We start from the raw sequence: 16,766 nt of genomic DNA, 5'->3' as shown, positions 1-16,766 counted from the left end.
TAGCCAGCATGGCATCCATGAGGGCCTCTCCTCAAGCGGCCTGGTCAATACGGCTTATAATCCCAGGGTAAATTTTTCGACAAGCTGTGCGTAGGCATGTGAATCTTTGAGCACTTTGCTCAGTTCCCATCGGCCGATGCTGCGAACAGTCCAATATGAATGCCGAATGGTTAGCAAGTGAGCAAGATGCGTTGCATCAAGCCCTAAATCTATCTCGCGGAAGCCCTCGCCAAACAGCAGCTCCTGTAAATCCGGAGCTGAAAGAAACTGTGCCGCATTTGCAAGCACAAGCTCATTTTCCTGCCTCAGACGTTCAGGATTAGAGGTCGAGAGATTGCGCGAATGCATCCGATATTTAATCAGTGGTTGCTGCAGGAAATAAAAACCAAAGCCCTTTGCACTCACGCGTAGCCAATATTCAAAGTCCTGCAACTGCCACAGCGTTTCATCAAATGCGCCCACCGCCTCAAGACAGCGCCGTGTAATCGCCACGGACGGCGCACAAATAAAATTACCATGGAAGAACAACCGGCTGAACATATCGACCGGTTTCAGTTTCTCAGGAGCAGCAAATACGTGCGGATGCTCATTGGAGGTCAGCACACGCCCGCTTTCATCAATCCATCTCGGAACGGCACTGACAACATCTGCCCCGGAAAGCGCGAGTGCCTCGCAGCGAGGAGCGATGCTGTCAGGTAGCAGCACATCGTCACCGGATAACAGGATGATGATATCACCTGTCGCACACGCAATCCCGGCATTCAACGCGCTGCTAGGACCGCCGTTAGGCTTGGTGATCACCCTCACACCCCGACCAGCGTAAGATTGCGCTATGGCCAGCGTATTATCACGCGAGCAATCATCGACAACAATAATCTCAAGCGGACCAGCATCCTGTGAAAGGACACTGTCCAGCGTCTCATTGATAAAGCGCTCATGATTATAAGCCGTGATAACGACAGAAACCCGAGCAGGCTGGTTCTTTATCATCACGCTGCCATCACGCATTGCCAGATATCAGCCCACGAACTGAACTATCAAAGATATCGACATCAATCTTGAAATCATCATGCATGCCATATTTGCCGACATGCCGCCCCTGACGTTCGCCATCCAGATAGGTAATCTGCAAGCCAATTGCTTGCCCAATCCGGTTCCAGAAAGTTCTGTTGTTGAGGGGATGATCCGGATACAAAATCAGCACCTGCGTTCCTGGAGCGCACCACACCAGATTGGCAAATGCAGCACCAGTTGCGCCAATGACAACTGAAGCCTCTGACATAACCTTGACCTGCCCCGCCAAACTCAGCAACTCAAGCGAGGCAGCTTCAAAATCTTCTCCAAGGATAGCATCGACAACATCGCGCTGGTTAACAAGCCCGCGGCGCTCACTAGAGCGCATTAGAAATAGTCGGCGCCGGATAGTGTTTTTATCCTCTCCCAGTTCCTCTTTGACGTATCGGGCAAAATCAGCCACGAGTGTCGGCGACATGAACGTAAAGCTCTCGTCAGGAACGCCCTCGTATGCATCAACGATACGCGAGACATCCGACATATAGAATAAACGATTTACGCGATAAGGAACATTTCGCTTGAGGTGAATTGCCCGACGATCAGGATGCTTGAGCAACGAGATCATATCATAAAGACGACCATCCAGATCATTCGGGATCAATAGAGGAATGTGAGGCGGTACTAACTCTTCTCGCTCGATGAGATACAGCTTAAGCGCGATCTCAAAGATGAAATGGAAATAGTTCTGCTCATACTCTTTGAACAGATGAATGCCACTCTCAAGCGTTGGCGTTAACTCAACAGTGTATTTGAGTAACAGATCATTGTTGTGCAGCCAGTTGCTATCAAACAGTTTCATCTCTGAAGAGCCGAAACGTTCGTGTACGAAAGTAATTTCATCGTTCAGCAGGGTGCCATCTGAGGCTATGATCGTGCTGCAGCCAGGCAAGATCGTCGCATCATTCAGATAGCAATGATAAGGCGCGCGCGCGAATAGCTTGACTTCATCCATCTCTCGCGCAATCGCAGCGCCCAGAGAGGTTGTGATTTCGTTCACCGGCTCACCCCTGGCCATGAGCCAGGAAAAACATGATTGTAGAGGACTATGATAAAACATAGTCTTACCCGAAAGCTGAACCTTCTGGGCAATGGTGCGGATATGATCAAGCGGCGCCATGGTTCGCTGTAGCGCCCCATTGCGATGAGCTTCAATAGCAAGATCAGGTCGCGTGATTAAACCCTGCGCCTGCCCTGTAAGATAGTAATGCAGCAATGGATTAACAGGCTGCGCTTCAGGTGACAAATAACTGTCACTGTACCATTTGCTATCAAACAAAGGCGAGGGATTACGCCCTTCCCGCCCACCATGCTGAAGGTAATGCAGGAACGGATTGATACGGAGCTGTGCTACGTCCGGATTATGTTCCAGATACCACTGGGTCCAGAAAAAGAGGCACGGATCATTATTCTGCTTCGCACCAAATTTCATATAATGGTCAAAAGCTGACAAGCCTGATTTTGCAGCCGATGGATATTTGGAAAAATACCATTCATCATCGATAATCTGCCGCGCAGCAGCCAATACGCCACGCGCACTCAGGCTGAAGCGGCGCAATATGCCCCGCTTCACATGCTTTGCCAGCCATAGTCTCATGACAGAGATGCCGCAATATCTTTAAGCGTTGCTATCACGATATCCTGCTGTGCATGCGTGATACCCGGCCACAGCGGTAGCGACAAACAAGTCGCGGCCGACACGGCACCATTGTTGTTCGCGTCGCTCAGCTGTGCGCCCTCTGCATAAGCCTTCTGATCGCCAGGAGCTATCGGATAGTGGATTGCAGCACCAATGCCTAAACGTTGCAACTCACGCAGGATCGCATCGCGCTTTGCATGCCGCACGACATAGAGGTGATAAACGTGCTCAACTGCATCCTGCACCACTGGTAGCTCCAGCCCTGGTACATCGGCCAGCGCTGCCGTGTAATAGGCGGCTGCATCGCGTCTGGCCTGATTGCGTGCATCGAGCGAACGCAGATGCACCCGCAGGATTGCTGCCTGCATTTCATCGAGGCGTGTATTGTAGGTTAAGCCTTCAAATTAACGAATATTTATAAGTGTTTTGATTCACTCCCATCATCGCTTTAATTTTGAGGTTTCTGATGGGTGGATATCCTTTTTATATCAATGACATTGCCTGGTCCAAATTGCAGGATTTGTTGCCGAAGGTGAAGCGGGGACGGCGGCGTGTAAATGATCGGCGGGTCGTATCGGGGATTGTTTATGTTCTTCAGTCGGGTGTGATGTGGCGGCAGGCTCCGGCGATTTACGGACCACACAAAACACTTTACACGCGCTATCAACGCTGGAACGCTCAGGGCGTCTGGACGCGTATTTTTCAGGCTTTATCCGAAAAAGACGCGCAAGATGAGACACTTATGATAGATTCGACCACGATACGGGTACAGCGTTCGGCTCTTGGCGCCCAAAAAAAGGATGTCCTGCCACAGGTCGATCTTGCGGCGGTTGGACGAGTAAAATCCACCTGGCCTGTAACGGGCGCGGCAAACCCGTCGCATGGTTGATCACGGGTGGCAACATTCACGATGTTTGCCTCGCCCCGCTGCTGATCAACGCCTGCAATCATCCAAATTTACGCCAGATACTGGCGGATACAGGCTATGTTTCCAAAGACATCCGCGCCTGCGTTGAAGCCGCAAACATCACATATTGTGTGCCAGACCGAAAAAATGCAAAAGTCAAAAATACAATTGATACAGAGCTTTATAAAAAAAGATGGAGGGTGGAGGCATGCTTTGCCAAACTCAAAAACTGGCGCCGCATCGCTACACGATATGACAAATCAGCTCAATCGTTCCTCAACGCCGTAACAATCGCTATCTTATTCTCGTATTACTTAATTTGAATCCTCAGCCTAACCAACTTCGGTATGCACGTACTTTTCAGGGCTACCATAATTGCGCAGCCTGCGCAGGCGTTCAGCCAGTGCATCATCATTGGTGACGATAGCACCACCATCGCCATATGCGCCCAGATTCTTGGTTGGATAGAAGCTGAAGCCTGCCGCATGGCCAAGTGTACCGGCACGCTGTCCTTGATAACGCGCGCCATGCGCCTGCGCTGAATCCTCAAGCACAAACAAGCCATGCTTTTCTGCAATCGCCATGATCGGCGCCATATCTGCTGGCTGACCATATAGATGCACAGGTATAATAGCACGTGTGCGCGGCGTTATCCGCGCTTCGATCCTGGCTGGATCAAGCAGCGCTGTTCCCAGATCGACATCAACTGAAACCGGCGTTGCGCCCACATGTGAAACACCAAGCCAGGTTGCGACAAAGGTCTGCGACGGCACGATAACTTCGTCCCCAGGCCCGATGCCAAGCGCGCGCAATGTCAGGCTTAGCGCCTCAAGACCATTGCCCACACCGATGCAATGACGTGCACCACAATATTCTGCAAATTCCTTTTCAAAGGCCACCAGCTCAGGGCCCATGATAAGATGCTGACGATCCAGCACGCCGCTGATAGCCTCAAGAACGGCAGCGCGATCGTCCTGCAGGTAACCGGTTAGATCAACGAATGGAACTTGCATGGCTCTCTCCGTTGAGCTTCTGCTTGAAAACATCATAAGAGCGAATGTAATCGCTCTCGGTGTATAAGTGCGAGGCGAGCACCAGACAAACGGCGTTCGATGAGAAATTGCGCATTTCACGCCAAACCAGAGAACCGATATAGAGCGCTTCATTTGGGCGATTCAACGTATAAGTTGCCTTGCCCTCGGCGCTCTCAACATCAACTGTAAAACTGCCCGAAATAGCAATCAGGAGCTGCTGCAGATCAAGATGCGCATGCCCGCCCCGCTCTGCGCCTGCAGGAACGTCGAACAGGTAATACACCCGCTGAATCTCAAATGGCAAAAAGCGACCACCTTCAACCACAGCCAGCTTGCCACGTTCATCCGGGATCGTTGGCAGCGAGAGCATGAAATGATCGCGCTGTTCGAAATCGTTTCTATCCAAGGCAAAAATTCCGTTCTACAGTCTTAAAGCGAAAATGACCCAAATTCAGGACAGATCGCATCAAAAATTGGCAACCTTCAAAGAGAAACGCTTTTCTCCACCTTGCCGCCCTCGGCCCACGGCAACCACGGATACGCGCGGCGTCGAAATTTTGCCAGCATGAAATCCGCGCCACACGCATCAAAATTTACGTTGTAGAATCGATCAGCCGCCAAGTATCTGCCCCAGCGCTGGCGCATGTACTGACCATCAGCAAAAATATCACTATTGCTTACTGAGAATAAAGCGGAACCATGTACAGGGGAACCCCTATAAAAGAGTTCGGCAAACGGCGTCCACAGAACCCGATAATGTGCCTCCTGCACCCGCAGGCAGAAATCAACATCAAGGAACGCGCCCTTTAGATGGCATTCGTCCATGCCGTCAACGGCATTCCACACTTCTCGCCGTACAGCCAGACATGCATCCGTCACAGCGCTGACATCCCGCGCCAGGGCGAGCTGGCCGAAATAACCAACATCAGTGCGCCGATGACGATAGCCTAATGGTTGCGCAATCCCGAGGCCAAAAGCTGCATCCTTTGCATCAACCACCGCCCCAAGGCGCATGCCTGCATGCTGCACATGCCCATCTTTAAAGAGCAGCTTTGCACCAACAACGCCAACATCCGGCCGCATGACCTGACTTACCATTTCCGTAAGCCAGTCTGCACCTATACCTTCAACTTCGGGCGCCAACCATAACAGCACTTCACCCTGCGCCAGCCGGGCTGCCGCATTCATCAATGCTGGGGCAGTCAGATCCGAAGGCAATGTCACCGCACGCACGCGCGAATCATCCGACGGCACGACCTGCTCACCACCCTGATCAACAAGCAGGATTTCCAAATTGGGGTAATTGGCTTTGTTCAACAACTGCTGGACACTTGCCCGCGCAAGCTCAAAGCGTCCCGTAACCGGGATAATCACGCTCACCAGAGGAGGCGGCGCAGGAAGATCCCACTTCACCCGGCTCCACGTCGAAATAAGCGGATTGGCAACAACTGCGCCACGCGCAACGCCATGCAGCGAAGTGTTCGCATGTGAGGTTGTTGCATCAAGATAATCCTGAATCGATCGGCGGGCGACAGCAACACACTTGTCGAGCTGCGATTGCGAGAATGAACCGCCTTTCCGCTCTTGCCGCCAATGGTAAAGAATCGCCGGGATATGACGCACCCGCGTGGCACCGCTATACTGTACAACGCGTAGCGCCAGATCATAATCCTGACTGCCCTCATATCCCTCGCGAAAACCGCCAATAGCGCGCAAAACGCTTGTGCGATAAACGCCGAAATGGCTGATCATGTTCTGGCCAAGCAGCAGGTCCGGGCTGAAATCGGGCTTGAAATACGGGCCGTAGCGCAAACCATCTTCATCGAGCTTGTCCTCATCCGAGTAGACAAGATCGGTATCAGGATGCGCATTCAGCTCAGCCACGATTTCATAAAGCGCATGCTCGGGCAGCAGATCATCATGATCGACCAACGCCACGAACTCACCGGTAGCAAGCTCTAGTGCCGAGTTACTTGCCGCGCAGATGTGGCCGTTTTTCTCACGTCGCATCCAGCGAATGCGCGGATCGGCGGCGGCAAGCTCCGCCAGCACACGAACAACATGGGGAGAAGGCGAGGCATCATCCGCCAGACATAGCTCCCAATGCGGATAAAGCTGCGCCTGCACCGAGGCAACCATCGCCCGCAAGGGCTCTTCCGCCGTATTATAGACTGGGACAACAACCGAAATCAGAGGCTTATAAGCCATGGCAGCAATATGCCGCCCGATAGCAGCCCGATCGATATCGGTAAGCGCCTCACACTCTTCAATCCATGCGCGATAAAACTCATCTGCCTCATAAGGCGTAGCGCCCGATACGAGCAACCGCCGAGTATAACCCAGCAATCCCCGCACGCCGTTTGCGCCTAGCTCACGCTTGGCGACCCGCAGGCAGCGCTCCATAAGATTGGGCATGGTGATAAGCGTCCACGCATAACGTTGAAACGCCCGCACACGCATGGCAAATCTTGAACGCCCTGATGGACGGGTTATCTTTTCCGAAGCTGATGAGTCAGGCATTGTGTGCGCTCGCGACCCCTCTTGAGCGGACGGCATATTTGGTTCCCTCACCCGGCCACAGCTTTCAGACCTGGCCGCACACCTTCCTGATCCGCAAGCTTCTGCAGGTAGATACCATATTGGCTTTTACCAAGCGCCCGCCCCAATGCAGCCAATTGCGGCGCATCAATAAGACCCATCTTGAAGGCTACTTCTTCAGGGCAGGCAATCTTGAACCCCTGCCGCGTTTCCAGCGTGCGTACAAACCCCGCAGCCTCCAGCAACGAATCCGGCGTGCCGGTATCAAGCCATGCAAAGCCACGTCCCATGCAGGCAACGTTCAGGGTGCCCTCTTCAAGATAAATCCGGTTAAGATCCGTAATCTCAAGTTCGCCCCGAGGCGATGGCTTCAGTGTGCGCGCCAGCGAAGAGGCACGACCATCGTAGAAATAAAGCCCCGTGACCGCCCAGTTGGATTGTGGTTTGAGTGGCTTTTCCTCAATTGAAATAGCCCGCCCTTCATCATCGAACTTCACCACGCCATAGCGCTCGGGATCGTTGACGTGATAGGCGAAAACGGCTGCTCCGGTAAGATCGCGCGCAGAATCAATCAGCAGCTCTGGCAGGCCGTGGCCATAAAACAGGTTATCGCCCAGAATAAGCGCAGAGGGCTCACCGGCAATAAACTCTTCACCAATCAGATAAGCCTGCGCCAAACCATCAGGGCTTGGTTGTTCGGCATAGGTGAAGCTCACTCCCCACTGCTCACCTGTACCCAGAAGCGACTGGAAACGGGGCAGATCATGTGGCGTGGAGATAATCAGGATATCCTTGATACCCGCCAGCATCAGTGTGGTAAGCGGATAATAGATCATCGGCTTGTCGTAGACAGGCAACAACTGTTTGGACGCCGTTAACGTAATTGGGTGTAGACGCGTGCCACTCCCACCAGCCAGAATGATGCCCTTCATTGAAACCTCAATCGTATTTCCCCAGCGAACTTTTGCGTTCATATCCTTTCACGTACAACAGCGCAAGGACACAATCGTCATACTCCAGCTTTCAGACAGGATCATTAAGCAGTTAAGCCCACGGCTTTAAAGTAGACATTGCATGAATATAGATACACCGATCATCAATGTAGTCTATATATAAAAACAATTATATTGAATACGTTTTACATCGCCCATCAATTACAACTTCAATACCATAGAGATAGTTGAAATAAACAAGATCAGATATATGTAAATATTTGATATTCAGCGCCACAGCTTATCATAATACATGCATAAAAACGCCTTAACATTATATGACAAGGCTTCAGGTGTTGGCTGCCCCTGATTTTATTCCCTTAGCCTTTCAAGCAAGAGGATTGGATCGCCACGATAAGTAGAGCGGGTAAACGGATGAAAGTCAAAAAGCTCAGCGATTTTGAGTGAAGGGATATTTTCCGGGCGAATCATGCACACTGTTCGTTTTGCAAACTGTTCACTATCAAACCATTTTATAGCAGCCTGAACCGCTTCCGCTGCAAAACCTTTTCCGTGAAAAGGACGGTCGATCATCCACATCGCCTCGGGAAAGCCATCAAAGCTTGCACCATTACCACGATGAAAATGGGCAAATCCCACCTCGCCAATGACGGAATTTGTTGCCCTATCAACAACCATGAACGGTCCAAAGCCAAACACAGACCAATGCCCGACAAACCGCAAGAGACGTGCCCAGGTTTCTTCCCGGCTTCGCAGCGGCGTACCAGGAGGCTCTGGCGCCATCGTTGCCCACAGCTGAGCATAGCTTGCAAAGTCAGCGATAGAATGCGGTCGCAGAACGAGACGGTTTGTTTCGATTATGATCATTGCAATCAGGCTCATCCGGAATAATAGAAATATTGACAGATACCTCTTCATCAAAAGCAATAAGCACTCTGAGGCATTTCATTTTTGACTGTCTATCCATAACATCCGGTAGCACTCATTTCTATGACACATTTGCCGTGGATAGCAGTTGCGAAATACAAAAGAATATCGCAAAACCCCGTCATGTTAAAACGCTCCGAGGAGATGGAATGCCAATCGTCCGCAAACTGAGCATCCCGGATGTTCAGGAAATAATACCAACTGTCTTTAAGGATGAGCGCGGATTCTTCTCCGAAGTTTTCAGTCAGAGCGCGCTCCTGGAGAGCGGCATCGATACCACTTGGGTGCAGGACAATCAGTCGCTCTCACGTGATCCCTACACGTTACGCGGTCTTCATTATCAAGAGCCGCCCTTCGCTCAGGACAAACTCGTGCGCGTGTTGCGCGGGCGTATTTTTGATGTTGCCGTCGATATTCGGGCTGGCTCCCCAACTTATGGCCAATGGGTATCGCTCGAACTCTCTGCGCAGGCGTTCAACCAGATTCTGGTGCCCGTCGGCTTCGCACACGGCTTTGTGACGCTGGAACCTGATACCGAGGTTATTTACAAGGTATCAGCTCCTTATTCCGCAGCACATGACCGTGCCATTCGGTTTGATGATCCACTGCTGGCGATCAACTGGCCTCTGGCTGGCAATAAACCGATTTTGTCGGCAAAAGATGCAGCGGCCCCCGGTTTTGAGGCGTTTGTTTCGCCATTTCTTGAATCTTGAATGAATTTGGCGAGCGCAGCTCGTTTTTGCCCTTTGAAAGGTCTTCCATGAAGATACTCGTAACTGGCGGTGCAGGGTTTATTGGCTCGGCTGTTTGTCGCCACCTGATTGAAAACACCAACCATAGCGTTATCAATCTGGATAAGCTGACTTACGCCGCATCGCTGTCATCGCTTGAGCCGATCCAGCAATCGCCGCGCTATAGCTTTATCCATGGCGATATCCTCGACCGCGATCTCGTGCGTGACCTGCTGGAATCTGCACAAGTCGATGCCATCATGCATCTGGCGGCAGAGAGCCATGTTGACCGTTCCATCGATGGGCCTGGCGACTTTGTATCGACCAACATCGTCGGCACCTACACCCTGCTGGAGGCTGCGCGCAGTTATTGGAGTACGCTGCCTGCGGGACGGCGTGAGACATTCCGCTTCCATCACATCTCCACCGACGAAGTATACGGCGATCTGCCGCTGGACGATTCCCTCTTCACCGAGGAAACGCCCTATGCACCATCGTCGCCCTATTCGGCCTCCAAGGCATCGTCTGATCATCTGGCGCTCGCCTGGTTCCACACCTATGGCTTGCCAGTGGTGCTGTCGAACTGCTCCAACAATTATGGGCCATACCACTTCCCGGAAAAGCTCATTCCGCTGGTTATTCTGAATGGCATGGATGGCAAGCGCCTGCCCGTCTACGGCAAGGGCGAGAACGTGCGGGACTGGCTGTTCGTTGATGATCACGCCCGTGCGCTGGAGCTCGTGGTAACGAAGGGCGTGCCCGGTCGTTCCTACAACATCGGTGGACGCAATGAGCGCTCGAACCTGGCTGTGGTCGAGACCATCTGCGATACACTCGACCGGCTCATGCCACTCGCCAACGGAGAAGCGCGCCGCAGCTTGATCGACTTCGTGACAGATCGCCCCGGCCATGATCTGCGTTACGCAATCGACGCCACACGCATCGAAACTGAGCTTGGCTGGAAGGCACAGGAAAATTTTGAAACGGGCCTTGAAAAGACAGTCCGCTGGTATCTCGCCAATGAAAGCTGGTGGCGCCCTATCCGGGATCGCTATGCGGGCGAGCGTCTTGGCGTTGCCAAGAAAGCTGTGGCTTCACAGGGTTGAATGATGAAACACCACGCCAAGGGTGACATGCAGCAGCGGCTAATTGTCGGGCCATCCGCAACCATGGGGGCACGATAATGTCCACATCGATGCCGATGATTTTTGTGCACGTCCACTATCCCGAAATCTGGGAGGATATGGCACGCGAAATTGCAGAGCTGTGCGACAAACCCTTTGGCCTGGTATTGACCCACTACGGCAGCGCGCCACTGGCGCGCCCCCAAACGCCGTGCCTCGCCTTTTGCAAGGAGATCGTGGTCGAAAACCGTGGCCGCGATGTGCTGCCTTTCCTGCAAGCGTTGCGCGCTGATCTACCGCCGTTTGAGATTGGCCTGAAGCTGCACACCAAGCGCTCGCCCCACCGCGACGACGGCCCGCAATGGCGGCAGTTCCTCACCGCCTCGCTGCTGGCCCATAATGATGAAGGGCTGAGCGCTTATCAATTGATGTCGGAAGATTCTCGCATCGGTATCATCGCACCACAGGGGCATTTATTGCCATTGCTGGGGCGGGTGGCGCTCAATGGCCCGCAGATGAAGAAAATGCTGGCAGCGCTGGGCATTAACACATCGATTGCAGCGCTTGACGATGAGCGTTTTGCAGCGGGAACGATGTTCTGGTTCCGCCGCAAAGCTGTGGCACCGTTCATGGACCCGGCGCTCAAAAGTCTGTTCGAGCCAGAAGAATCCCAACTGGATGGCACCGCCGCCCACGCAGCTGAACGGTTATTCGCATTTGTATGTGAAAAGGAGGGCTTCTTCGCCACCGCGATGGAAGCCGTCACCCCGCTTTTGGCAGCCATACGAGATGCGAAGCAAACGGGCAGTGATGCGGTATTACCGCTTGCCACTCTGCGCAGTATTTCGGAGCGGGCATACCTTGAAGCGGTTAATCCGTTTTCGATGCCGCTGGCCTCATTCTGGGCGAAGCACCGTAAACTATTGCTGCTGGCGCACCTCACCTATCGCCATGTGCCATCACCCGTATGGCGCGCTGCACGCCGCTTGATCAGGCGTTATACAAAGCGCGATCCCAGCGATAGCCCTGCCTGAGTGCAGCGCTTGGTTTAATCTGATGAGTCCCTTTAATTAAGGCACACGATCTCGGTGACGGTTGGTAACTGTGTATACAGCTGCGGCATCGGGGAAACTGACCGCGCCAAAATCAAGTTTCAAACCACGGCTGTTATTCCAGTCCGGTAAATCGCACACTGCACTCGCCGCTATCCTCTTGCGTCAACTGCCACCAGGGGCTATCTCCTCAAGGCTGTTTCGCACGCAATCATAGGGTTGCACTCAAGAGGGCGAAAACCGATGAGCGCCACAATCTTTTCCAAGTGCCTGACGCCGCCAGATATCTCGGCCCGCAAAGGCGGCACGCCCATCGCGTGCCTCACGGCCTATACCACGCCCGTCGCGCGGATGGTCGATGCGCATTGTGACGTCGTGCTGGTGGGCGATAGCGTCGGCATGGTGCTGCATGGCTTGCCTTCAACGTTAGGCGTCACCCTGGACATGATGATCATGCACGCCAAGGCCGTGCGCCGCGGCGTTGAGCGCGCATTGCTGGTTGTCGATATGCCCTTCGGCTCTTACGAAGAAGGGCCAGAGCAGGCATTTCGCAACGCCGCCCGCGTGATGGCCGAAACCGAATGCGCAGCTGTGAAGCTCGAAGGCGGCGTGGCGATGGCTGACACCATCCGTTTTCTGACTGCACGCGGCATTCCGGTAATGGCGCATGTCGGGCTCACTCCGCAGGCAGTGAACGCTTTCGGCGGCTATGTCGTGCAAGGGCGTGGCGAGGACGCTGGCCGTGTGCGTGAAGATGCAAAGGCAGTCGCGAGAGCAGGCGCTTTCGCTGTTGTGCTGGAGAAAATCACCGCACCGCTTGCGGATCAGATTACGCAGGAGCTTGCCATCCCCACTATTGGCATCGGTGCTTCCCCCGGCTGTGATGGGCAGATCCTTGTGGTTGATGACATGCTTGGTCTGTTTGCAGATTTCAAACCCCGCTTCGTCAAGCGCTATGCCGAGCTAAATCACGATGCCGACAGCGCCATCGCAGCCTACGCTGCCGATGTTCGCGCCCGTCGCTTTCCTGCTGATGAACACCTGTTCGGTATCAAGGTTACTGACCGCACACGGCTTGCGGGAGGTTCGGCGTGAGCGTTGCTATTGTCCGGTCGTTATCGACACTGCGCTCTGTTGTCACCCGCTGGAAACGTGCGGGCGAAACTGTTGCCGTGGTGCCCACCATGGGCGCTTTGCATGCGGGCCACCTATCACTGGTGCGCACAGGGCGCAAGCTGGCCGACCGGCTGGTGGTGACGCTGTTCGTCAACCCCAAACAGTTCAACAATCCCGACGATCTGGCCAACTACCCGCGCACAGAAAACGATGATGCCGTCAAGCTTGGCCCCCTGGGTGTGGACGTGCTTTATGCGCCAGACGCTACCACGATGTATCCGGAAGGCTTCGCCACAACCGTGTCGGTAACAGGCGTGAGCGAGGGCCTGTGCGGCGCACATCGGCCAGGGCATTTTGATGGCGTTGCAACCGTCGTCACCAAACTCCTGATGCAGACTGGCGCGGATATTGCGCTGTTCGGCGAAAAGGATTTCCAGCAATTGCACGTCATCCGTCGACTGGTGCGCGATCTCGATATTCCGGTCGAAATCCGCACCTGCCCAACCGTGCGCGAGCCTGATGGACTGGCGCTCTCATCGCGCAATGCACGCCTGACAGACGAACAGCGCAAAACCGCAAATGCACTTGCGCAAATCCTCTATGCGTCTGCCAATCGGCTGACTGCGGGCGAGGAGACATCGGCTGTTTTGCCTGGTGCTCGCGCTGCCTTGCTCAAGGCGGGCTTTGCATCAGTGGAGTATCTCGAACTGCGCGCCGAAAATGATTTGCGACCACTTGAGCGCGCTGATGTACTCTCTCGACTACTGGCGGCCGTGTGGCTGAATGACGTGCGCCTCATCGACAACATGCCCGTCCAGCCTTCCACTTAGTAACGCATGAGTGCGTTGATGAACAATCGATACAGGAAGGATGGAGCAGCGCTCTACCTTCATGGAAAGAGAGTTTCAATATGAGCGATCACATTGCCCTTTCGCTTGCCGAGGCCCACGCGCTAGGTTGCAAGGCACTGAGCTCGCAGGGCTTTTCTGCAGCCCATACGCAAGCGATCACGGATGTGCTGATAGCTGGTCAACGCGATGAGTGCCATTCGCATGGTCTCTATCGTCTTCCCGGCGTGGTGCAGACTTTGAAGACAGGCAAGGTTGATCCTGTGGCGATGCCAGAGGTTATTGATCACGCTCCCGGCGTCGTGCGGGTGGATGCACGGTTTGGGTTCTCGCCATTGGCGTTCAATCTGGGACGTCCGAAGCTCGTTGAAAAGGCGCGCCGACAGGGCATAGCAGCGTTAGCCATCAACAATTGCTATCACTTCTCAGCGCTATGGCCGGAGGTCGAAGCCATTGCCGCAGAGGGCCTTGTTGCGCTGGCGATGACGCCAAGTCACAGCTGGGTAGCACCCGCAGGCGGCAAACGCCCCGTGTTTGGCACTAACCCTATCGCCTTCGCATGGCCACGGCCTGAGGGACCGCCATTCGTGTTTGACTTCGCAACCAGCGCCATTGCACGCGGCGATATCGAGCTGCATCGGCGGGACGGCAAACAGCTTCATGAAGGCTGGGCCATCGATAGTGAGGGCAACCCCACAACCGATCCCACTGCCGCCCTTGCCGGAGCAATGCTTACGTTCGGAGGGCACAAGGGGTCCGCGCTTGCAGCCATGATCGAGCTGATGGCAGGGCCACTGATTGGCGATCTGATGAGTGCTGAATCCATGGCATATGATGCTGGAGCAGGCGTTGCGCCTATGCATGGCGAATTGCTGTTGGCGCTTGATCCCAAAGTGTTTCTGGGAGAAGACGCACCAAAACATATCGCAAGAGCAGAAACCATGTTCGAAGCTATTGTCGAACAGGGCGCGCGCCTTCCCTCACAACGACGCTTCGCAGCCCGCGCACAATCGGATGCAAACGGTGTCAGCATTCCGAAATCGCTTTACGAAGCGATTATGGCATTAGCTAACTAGAACAGCTCAAGAAAAAAGAAAGGGCGTCTTTTACGACGCCCTTTGATCCTTTGTATGAGATGGTTCTCAATGCCGCATCAATCAGGCAGCTGCACGCTTTGCTTCCAGACGTGCGCGAATGGTTTCAACATCAGCACGCGGCGTCGCCGCAAACAGCTTTTTAGTATACTCGTGCTGAGGATCAGCGAACACGCGCTCGCGGGTGCCCGCCTCCACAACCTCACCGTAATACATCACCATCACCTCATCAGCGATGTAGCGCACCACAGATAGATCATGGCTGATGAAAACGTAGGTGAGCTTGAACTCATCTTGCAAATCCGCCAGCAAATTCAGCACCTGTGCCTGCACAGATAGATCAAGCGCTGACACCGGCTCATCCAATACCAGCAGACCGGGGCTGAGCATCAGCGCACGCGCGATAGCGATGCGCTGGCGCTGCCCGCCCGAAAACATGTGCGGATAGCGGTTGAAGTGCTCAGGCCCCAGACCAACCTTGATAAGCATCTGCATTGCCCGCTCGCGCCGCTCTTTGGCGGACATCGTGGTATTGAGCAGCAGTGGTTCCATCAGCACGTCACCAACTTTCTGGCGCGGGTTGAGCGAACCATAGGGGTTCTGGAAGACAATCTGCACCTTTTGGCGCATCTCACGCGTCATGCCATCGCGTGCAAGGTCAATCCTCGCACCATCGATGAACAATTCACCGGATGTCGGCGCATCAATCAGGCTGAGAATGCGCGCGAGCGTGGATTTGCCACAACCGCTTTCCCCCACTACGGCAAGTGTCTTGCCACGCTCCACCTGGAAGCTGACATGCTTGACCGCATTCAGCACGCGCGGAGAACTGAACAAGCCGCCACCGATGTTATAATCGCGGCAGAGATTTCTGGCTTCGAGTGCGAAATCGCTCATGCTGCTCCCTCGTTCAGAAAGCTTGCGACAGTAGGAAGCCGGTCGCCCGTTGCATTCTCCGGCAGCGCCGAAAGAAGCGCGCGGGTGTAGGGATTTTGTGGTGCTTCAAACAGCGTCAGCACATCGGCTTCTTCCATCTTGCGGCCCTTGTACTGCACGATCACCCGATCAGCCGTCTCTGCAACCACGCCCATGTCATGGGTGATCATGATCATGCCCATACCGTGCTTCGTTTGCAGATCCATCAACAGATCAAGGATTTGCTTCTGAATGGTAACGTCGAGCGCAGTCGTTGGCTCATCGGCGATCAGCAATTTGGGATTGCACGCAATTGCCATTGCAATCATCACGCGCTGGCATTGTCCGCCCGACATTTGATGCGGAAATGCCGATAGGCGCTTCTCCGGCTCACTCAGCCCCACGAGCTGCAACAGCTCCACAGCCCGCGCCCGGCATTTACGCCCGCGCAAACCGCCGTGGTACTTAAGCACCTCTTCAAGCTGGAACCCAACCGTAAAGCACGGATTCAGGCTTGCAATCGGCTCCTGAAAGATCATCGCAATATCGCGCCCAATGATCTTCCGGCGCTCTTTGGGCGAGATCGTCAGCAGATCACGGCCATCAAACTGCATGCGGTCCGCAGTGACAGTCGCGGTCTTGGGCAACAAGCCCATCATCGCCAGCATGCCAACCGATTTACCTGAGCCAGACTCGCCAACAATCGCAAGCACCTCGCCACGATCTACCGTCATGTCGATGCCATTGACCGCTAGAAATGGGCCGGTCGAGGTCTCAAACGAGACACTTAGATTACGAATTTCAAGCAGCGCCATCA

Annotated in this window: 15 protein-coding genes and 2 pseudogenes; 7 read left to right on the top strand and 10 right to left on the bottom strand. The window is 54.0% G+C overall.

Annotated elements, in window-relative coordinates; genetic code table 11:
• Nucleotides 1-54: 54 nt before the first annotated feature.
• The 3 genes and pseudogenes from VRZ32_RS05575 to VRZ32_RS05565 all read right to left on the bottom strand — a co-directional run.
• Nucleotides 55-1,008, bottom strand: a complete 954-nt coding sequence (locus tag VRZ32_RS05575) for a glycosyltransferase (RefSeq protein ID WP_414524690.1) — start codon at nt 1,006-1,008, stop codon at nt 55-57.
• Nucleotides 1,001-2,668: a glycosyltransferase family 61 protein gene (locus VRZ32_RS05570; RefSeq protein ID WP_414524689.1), complete on the bottom strand. Its 1,668-nt coding sequence runs from the start codon at nt 2,666-2,668 to the stop codon at nt 1,001-1,003. Before VRZ32_RS05570 ends, VRZ32_RS05575 begins: the two co-directional genes overlap by 8 nt.
• Nucleotides 2,665-3,093, bottom strand: a pseudogene (locus VRZ32_RS05565) (DegT/DnrJ/EryC1/StrS family aminotransferase); the annotation flags it as partial. The pseudogene VRZ32_RS05565 and the gene VRZ32_RS05570, both read right to left, overlap by 4 nt.
• A 119-nt stretch (nt 3,094-3,212) precedes the next feature.
• Here VRZ32_RS05565 and VRZ32_RS05560 point away from each other — a divergent pair.
• Nucleotides 3,213-3,940, top strand: a pseudogene (locus VRZ32_RS05560) (IS5 family transposase); the annotation flags it as partial.
• 9 nt (nt 3,941-3,949) lie between these two features.
• Here VRZ32_RS05560 and VRZ32_RS05555 read toward each other — a convergent pair.
• The 5 genes from VRZ32_RS05555 to VRZ32_RS05535 all read right to left on the bottom strand — a co-directional run bounded on the left by VRZ32_RS05555 (nt 3,950) and on the right by VRZ32_RS05535 (nt 9,009).
• Entirely contained in the window at nt 3,950-4,630 is a 681-nt protein-coding gene (locus VRZ32_RS05555) for a DegT/DnrJ/EryC1/StrS family aminotransferase (protein ID WP_414524688.1), read from the bottom strand.
• Nucleotides 4,611-5,057 (bottom strand): sugar 3,4-ketoisomerase, encoded by a 447-nt coding sequence (locus tag VRZ32_RS05550; protein WP_414524687.1) that lies wholly within the window; start codon nt 5,055-5,057, stop codon nt 4,611-4,613. Before VRZ32_RS05550 ends, VRZ32_RS05555 begins: the two co-directional genes overlap by 20 nt.
• 77 nt (nt 5,058-5,134) lie before the next feature.
• Nucleotides 5,135-7,171 carry a glycosyltransferase family 2 protein gene (locus VRZ32_RS05545; protein WP_414524686.1) on the bottom strand — a complete coding sequence of 679 codons (2,037 nt, stop codon included), beginning with the start codon at nt 7,169-7,171 and terminating at the stop codon, nt 5,135-5,137.
• A 47-nt stretch (nt 7,172-7,218) separates the two neighbouring features.
• The gene (gene rfbA / locus VRZ32_RS05540) at nt 7,219-8,121 is read right to left on the bottom strand and encodes a glucose-1-phosphate thymidylyltransferase RfbA (protein ID WP_414525053.1); all 903 of its coding nucleotides are present in this window, start codon (nt 8,119-8,121) and stop codon (nt 7,219-7,221) included.
• 372 nt (nt 8,122-8,493) lie between these two features.
• Nucleotides 8,494-9,009 (bottom strand): GNAT family N-acetyltransferase, encoded by a 516-nt coding sequence (locus tag VRZ32_RS05535; RefSeq protein ID WP_414525052.1) that lies wholly within the window; start codon nt 9,007-9,009, stop codon nt 8,494-8,496.
• Nucleotides 9,010-9,218: 209 nt separating this feature from the next.
• Here VRZ32_RS05535 and rfbC point away from each other — a divergent pair, with 209 nt between their 5' ends.
• The 6 genes from rfbC (at nt 9,219) to VRZ32_RS05505 (ending at nt 15,016) form a co-directional block, all read left to right on the top strand.
• Entirely contained in the window at nt 9,219-9,782 is a 564-nt protein-coding gene (gene rfbC, locus VRZ32_RS05530; protein ID WP_414524685.1) for a dTDP-4-dehydrorhamnose 3,5-epimerase, read from the top strand.
• Between the two features lie 47 nt (nt 9,783-9,829).
• The gene (gene rfbB / locus VRZ32_RS05525; protein WP_414524684.1) at nt 9,830-10,906 is read left to right on the top strand and encodes a dTDP-glucose 4,6-dehydratase; all 1,077 of its coding nucleotides are present in this window, start codon (nt 9,830-9,832) and stop codon (nt 10,904-10,906) included.
• Between the two features lie 77 nt (nt 10,907-10,983).
• Complete coding sequence (locus VRZ32_RS05520; protein WP_414524683.1) at nt 10,984-11,958, top strand: rhamnan synthesis F family protein; 975 nt, start codon at nt 10,984-10,986, stop codon at nt 11,956-11,958.
• A 261-nt stretch (nt 11,959-12,219) separates the two neighbouring features.
• Nucleotides 12,220-13,071 (top strand): 3-methyl-2-oxobutanoate hydroxymethyltransferase, encoded by an 852-nt coding sequence (gene panB, locus VRZ32_RS05515; protein ID WP_414524682.1) that lies wholly within the window; start codon nt 12,220-12,222, stop codon nt 13,069-13,071.
• Nucleotides 13,068-13,922, top strand: a complete 855-nt coding sequence (panC, locus tag VRZ32_RS05510; RefSeq protein ID WP_414524681.1) for a pantoate--beta-alanine ligase — start codon at nt 13,068-13,070, stop codon at nt 13,920-13,922. The genes panB and panC overlap by 4 nt, the downstream gene beginning before the upstream one ends.
• An 80-nt stretch (nt 13,923-14,002) precedes the next feature.
• Nucleotides 14,003-15,016 carry an Ldh family oxidoreductase gene (locus tag VRZ32_RS05505; RefSeq protein WP_414524680.1) on the top strand — a complete coding sequence of 338 codons (1,014 nt, stop codon included), beginning with the start codon at nt 14,003-14,005 and terminating at the stop codon, nt 15,014-15,016.
• An 81-nt stretch (nt 15,017-15,097) separates the two neighbouring features.
• Here the strand turns inward: VRZ32_RS05505 and VRZ32_RS05500 are convergent, their stop codons facing one another.
• Both VRZ32_RS05500 and VRZ32_RS05495 read right to left on the bottom strand, forming a co-directional pair.
• Complete coding sequence (locus tag VRZ32_RS05500) at nt 15,098-15,931, bottom strand: dipeptide ABC transporter ATP-binding protein (protein WP_414524679.1); 834 nt, start codon at nt 15,929-15,931, stop codon at nt 15,098-15,100.
• A complete protein-coding gene (locus VRZ32_RS05495) occupies nt 15,928-16,764 on the bottom strand; it encodes an ABC transporter ATP-binding protein (protein ID WP_414524678.1) in 837 nt (278 codons plus the stop codon). Before VRZ32_RS05495 ends, VRZ32_RS05500 begins: the two co-directional genes overlap by 4 nt.
• Between the last annotated feature and the right edge of the window lie 2 nt (nt 16,765-16,766).

This window comes from Pseudochelatococcus sp. G4_1912 (genome assembly GCF_047501465.1).
In the GTDB taxonomy this organism is placed as follows: domain Bacteria; phylum Pseudomonadota; class Alphaproteobacteria; order Rhizobiales; family Beijerinckiaceae; genus Pseudochelatococcus.
Note: the sequence above shows the minus strand (reverse complement) of the source record. Positions and strands in the feature narration are given on the sequence as shown.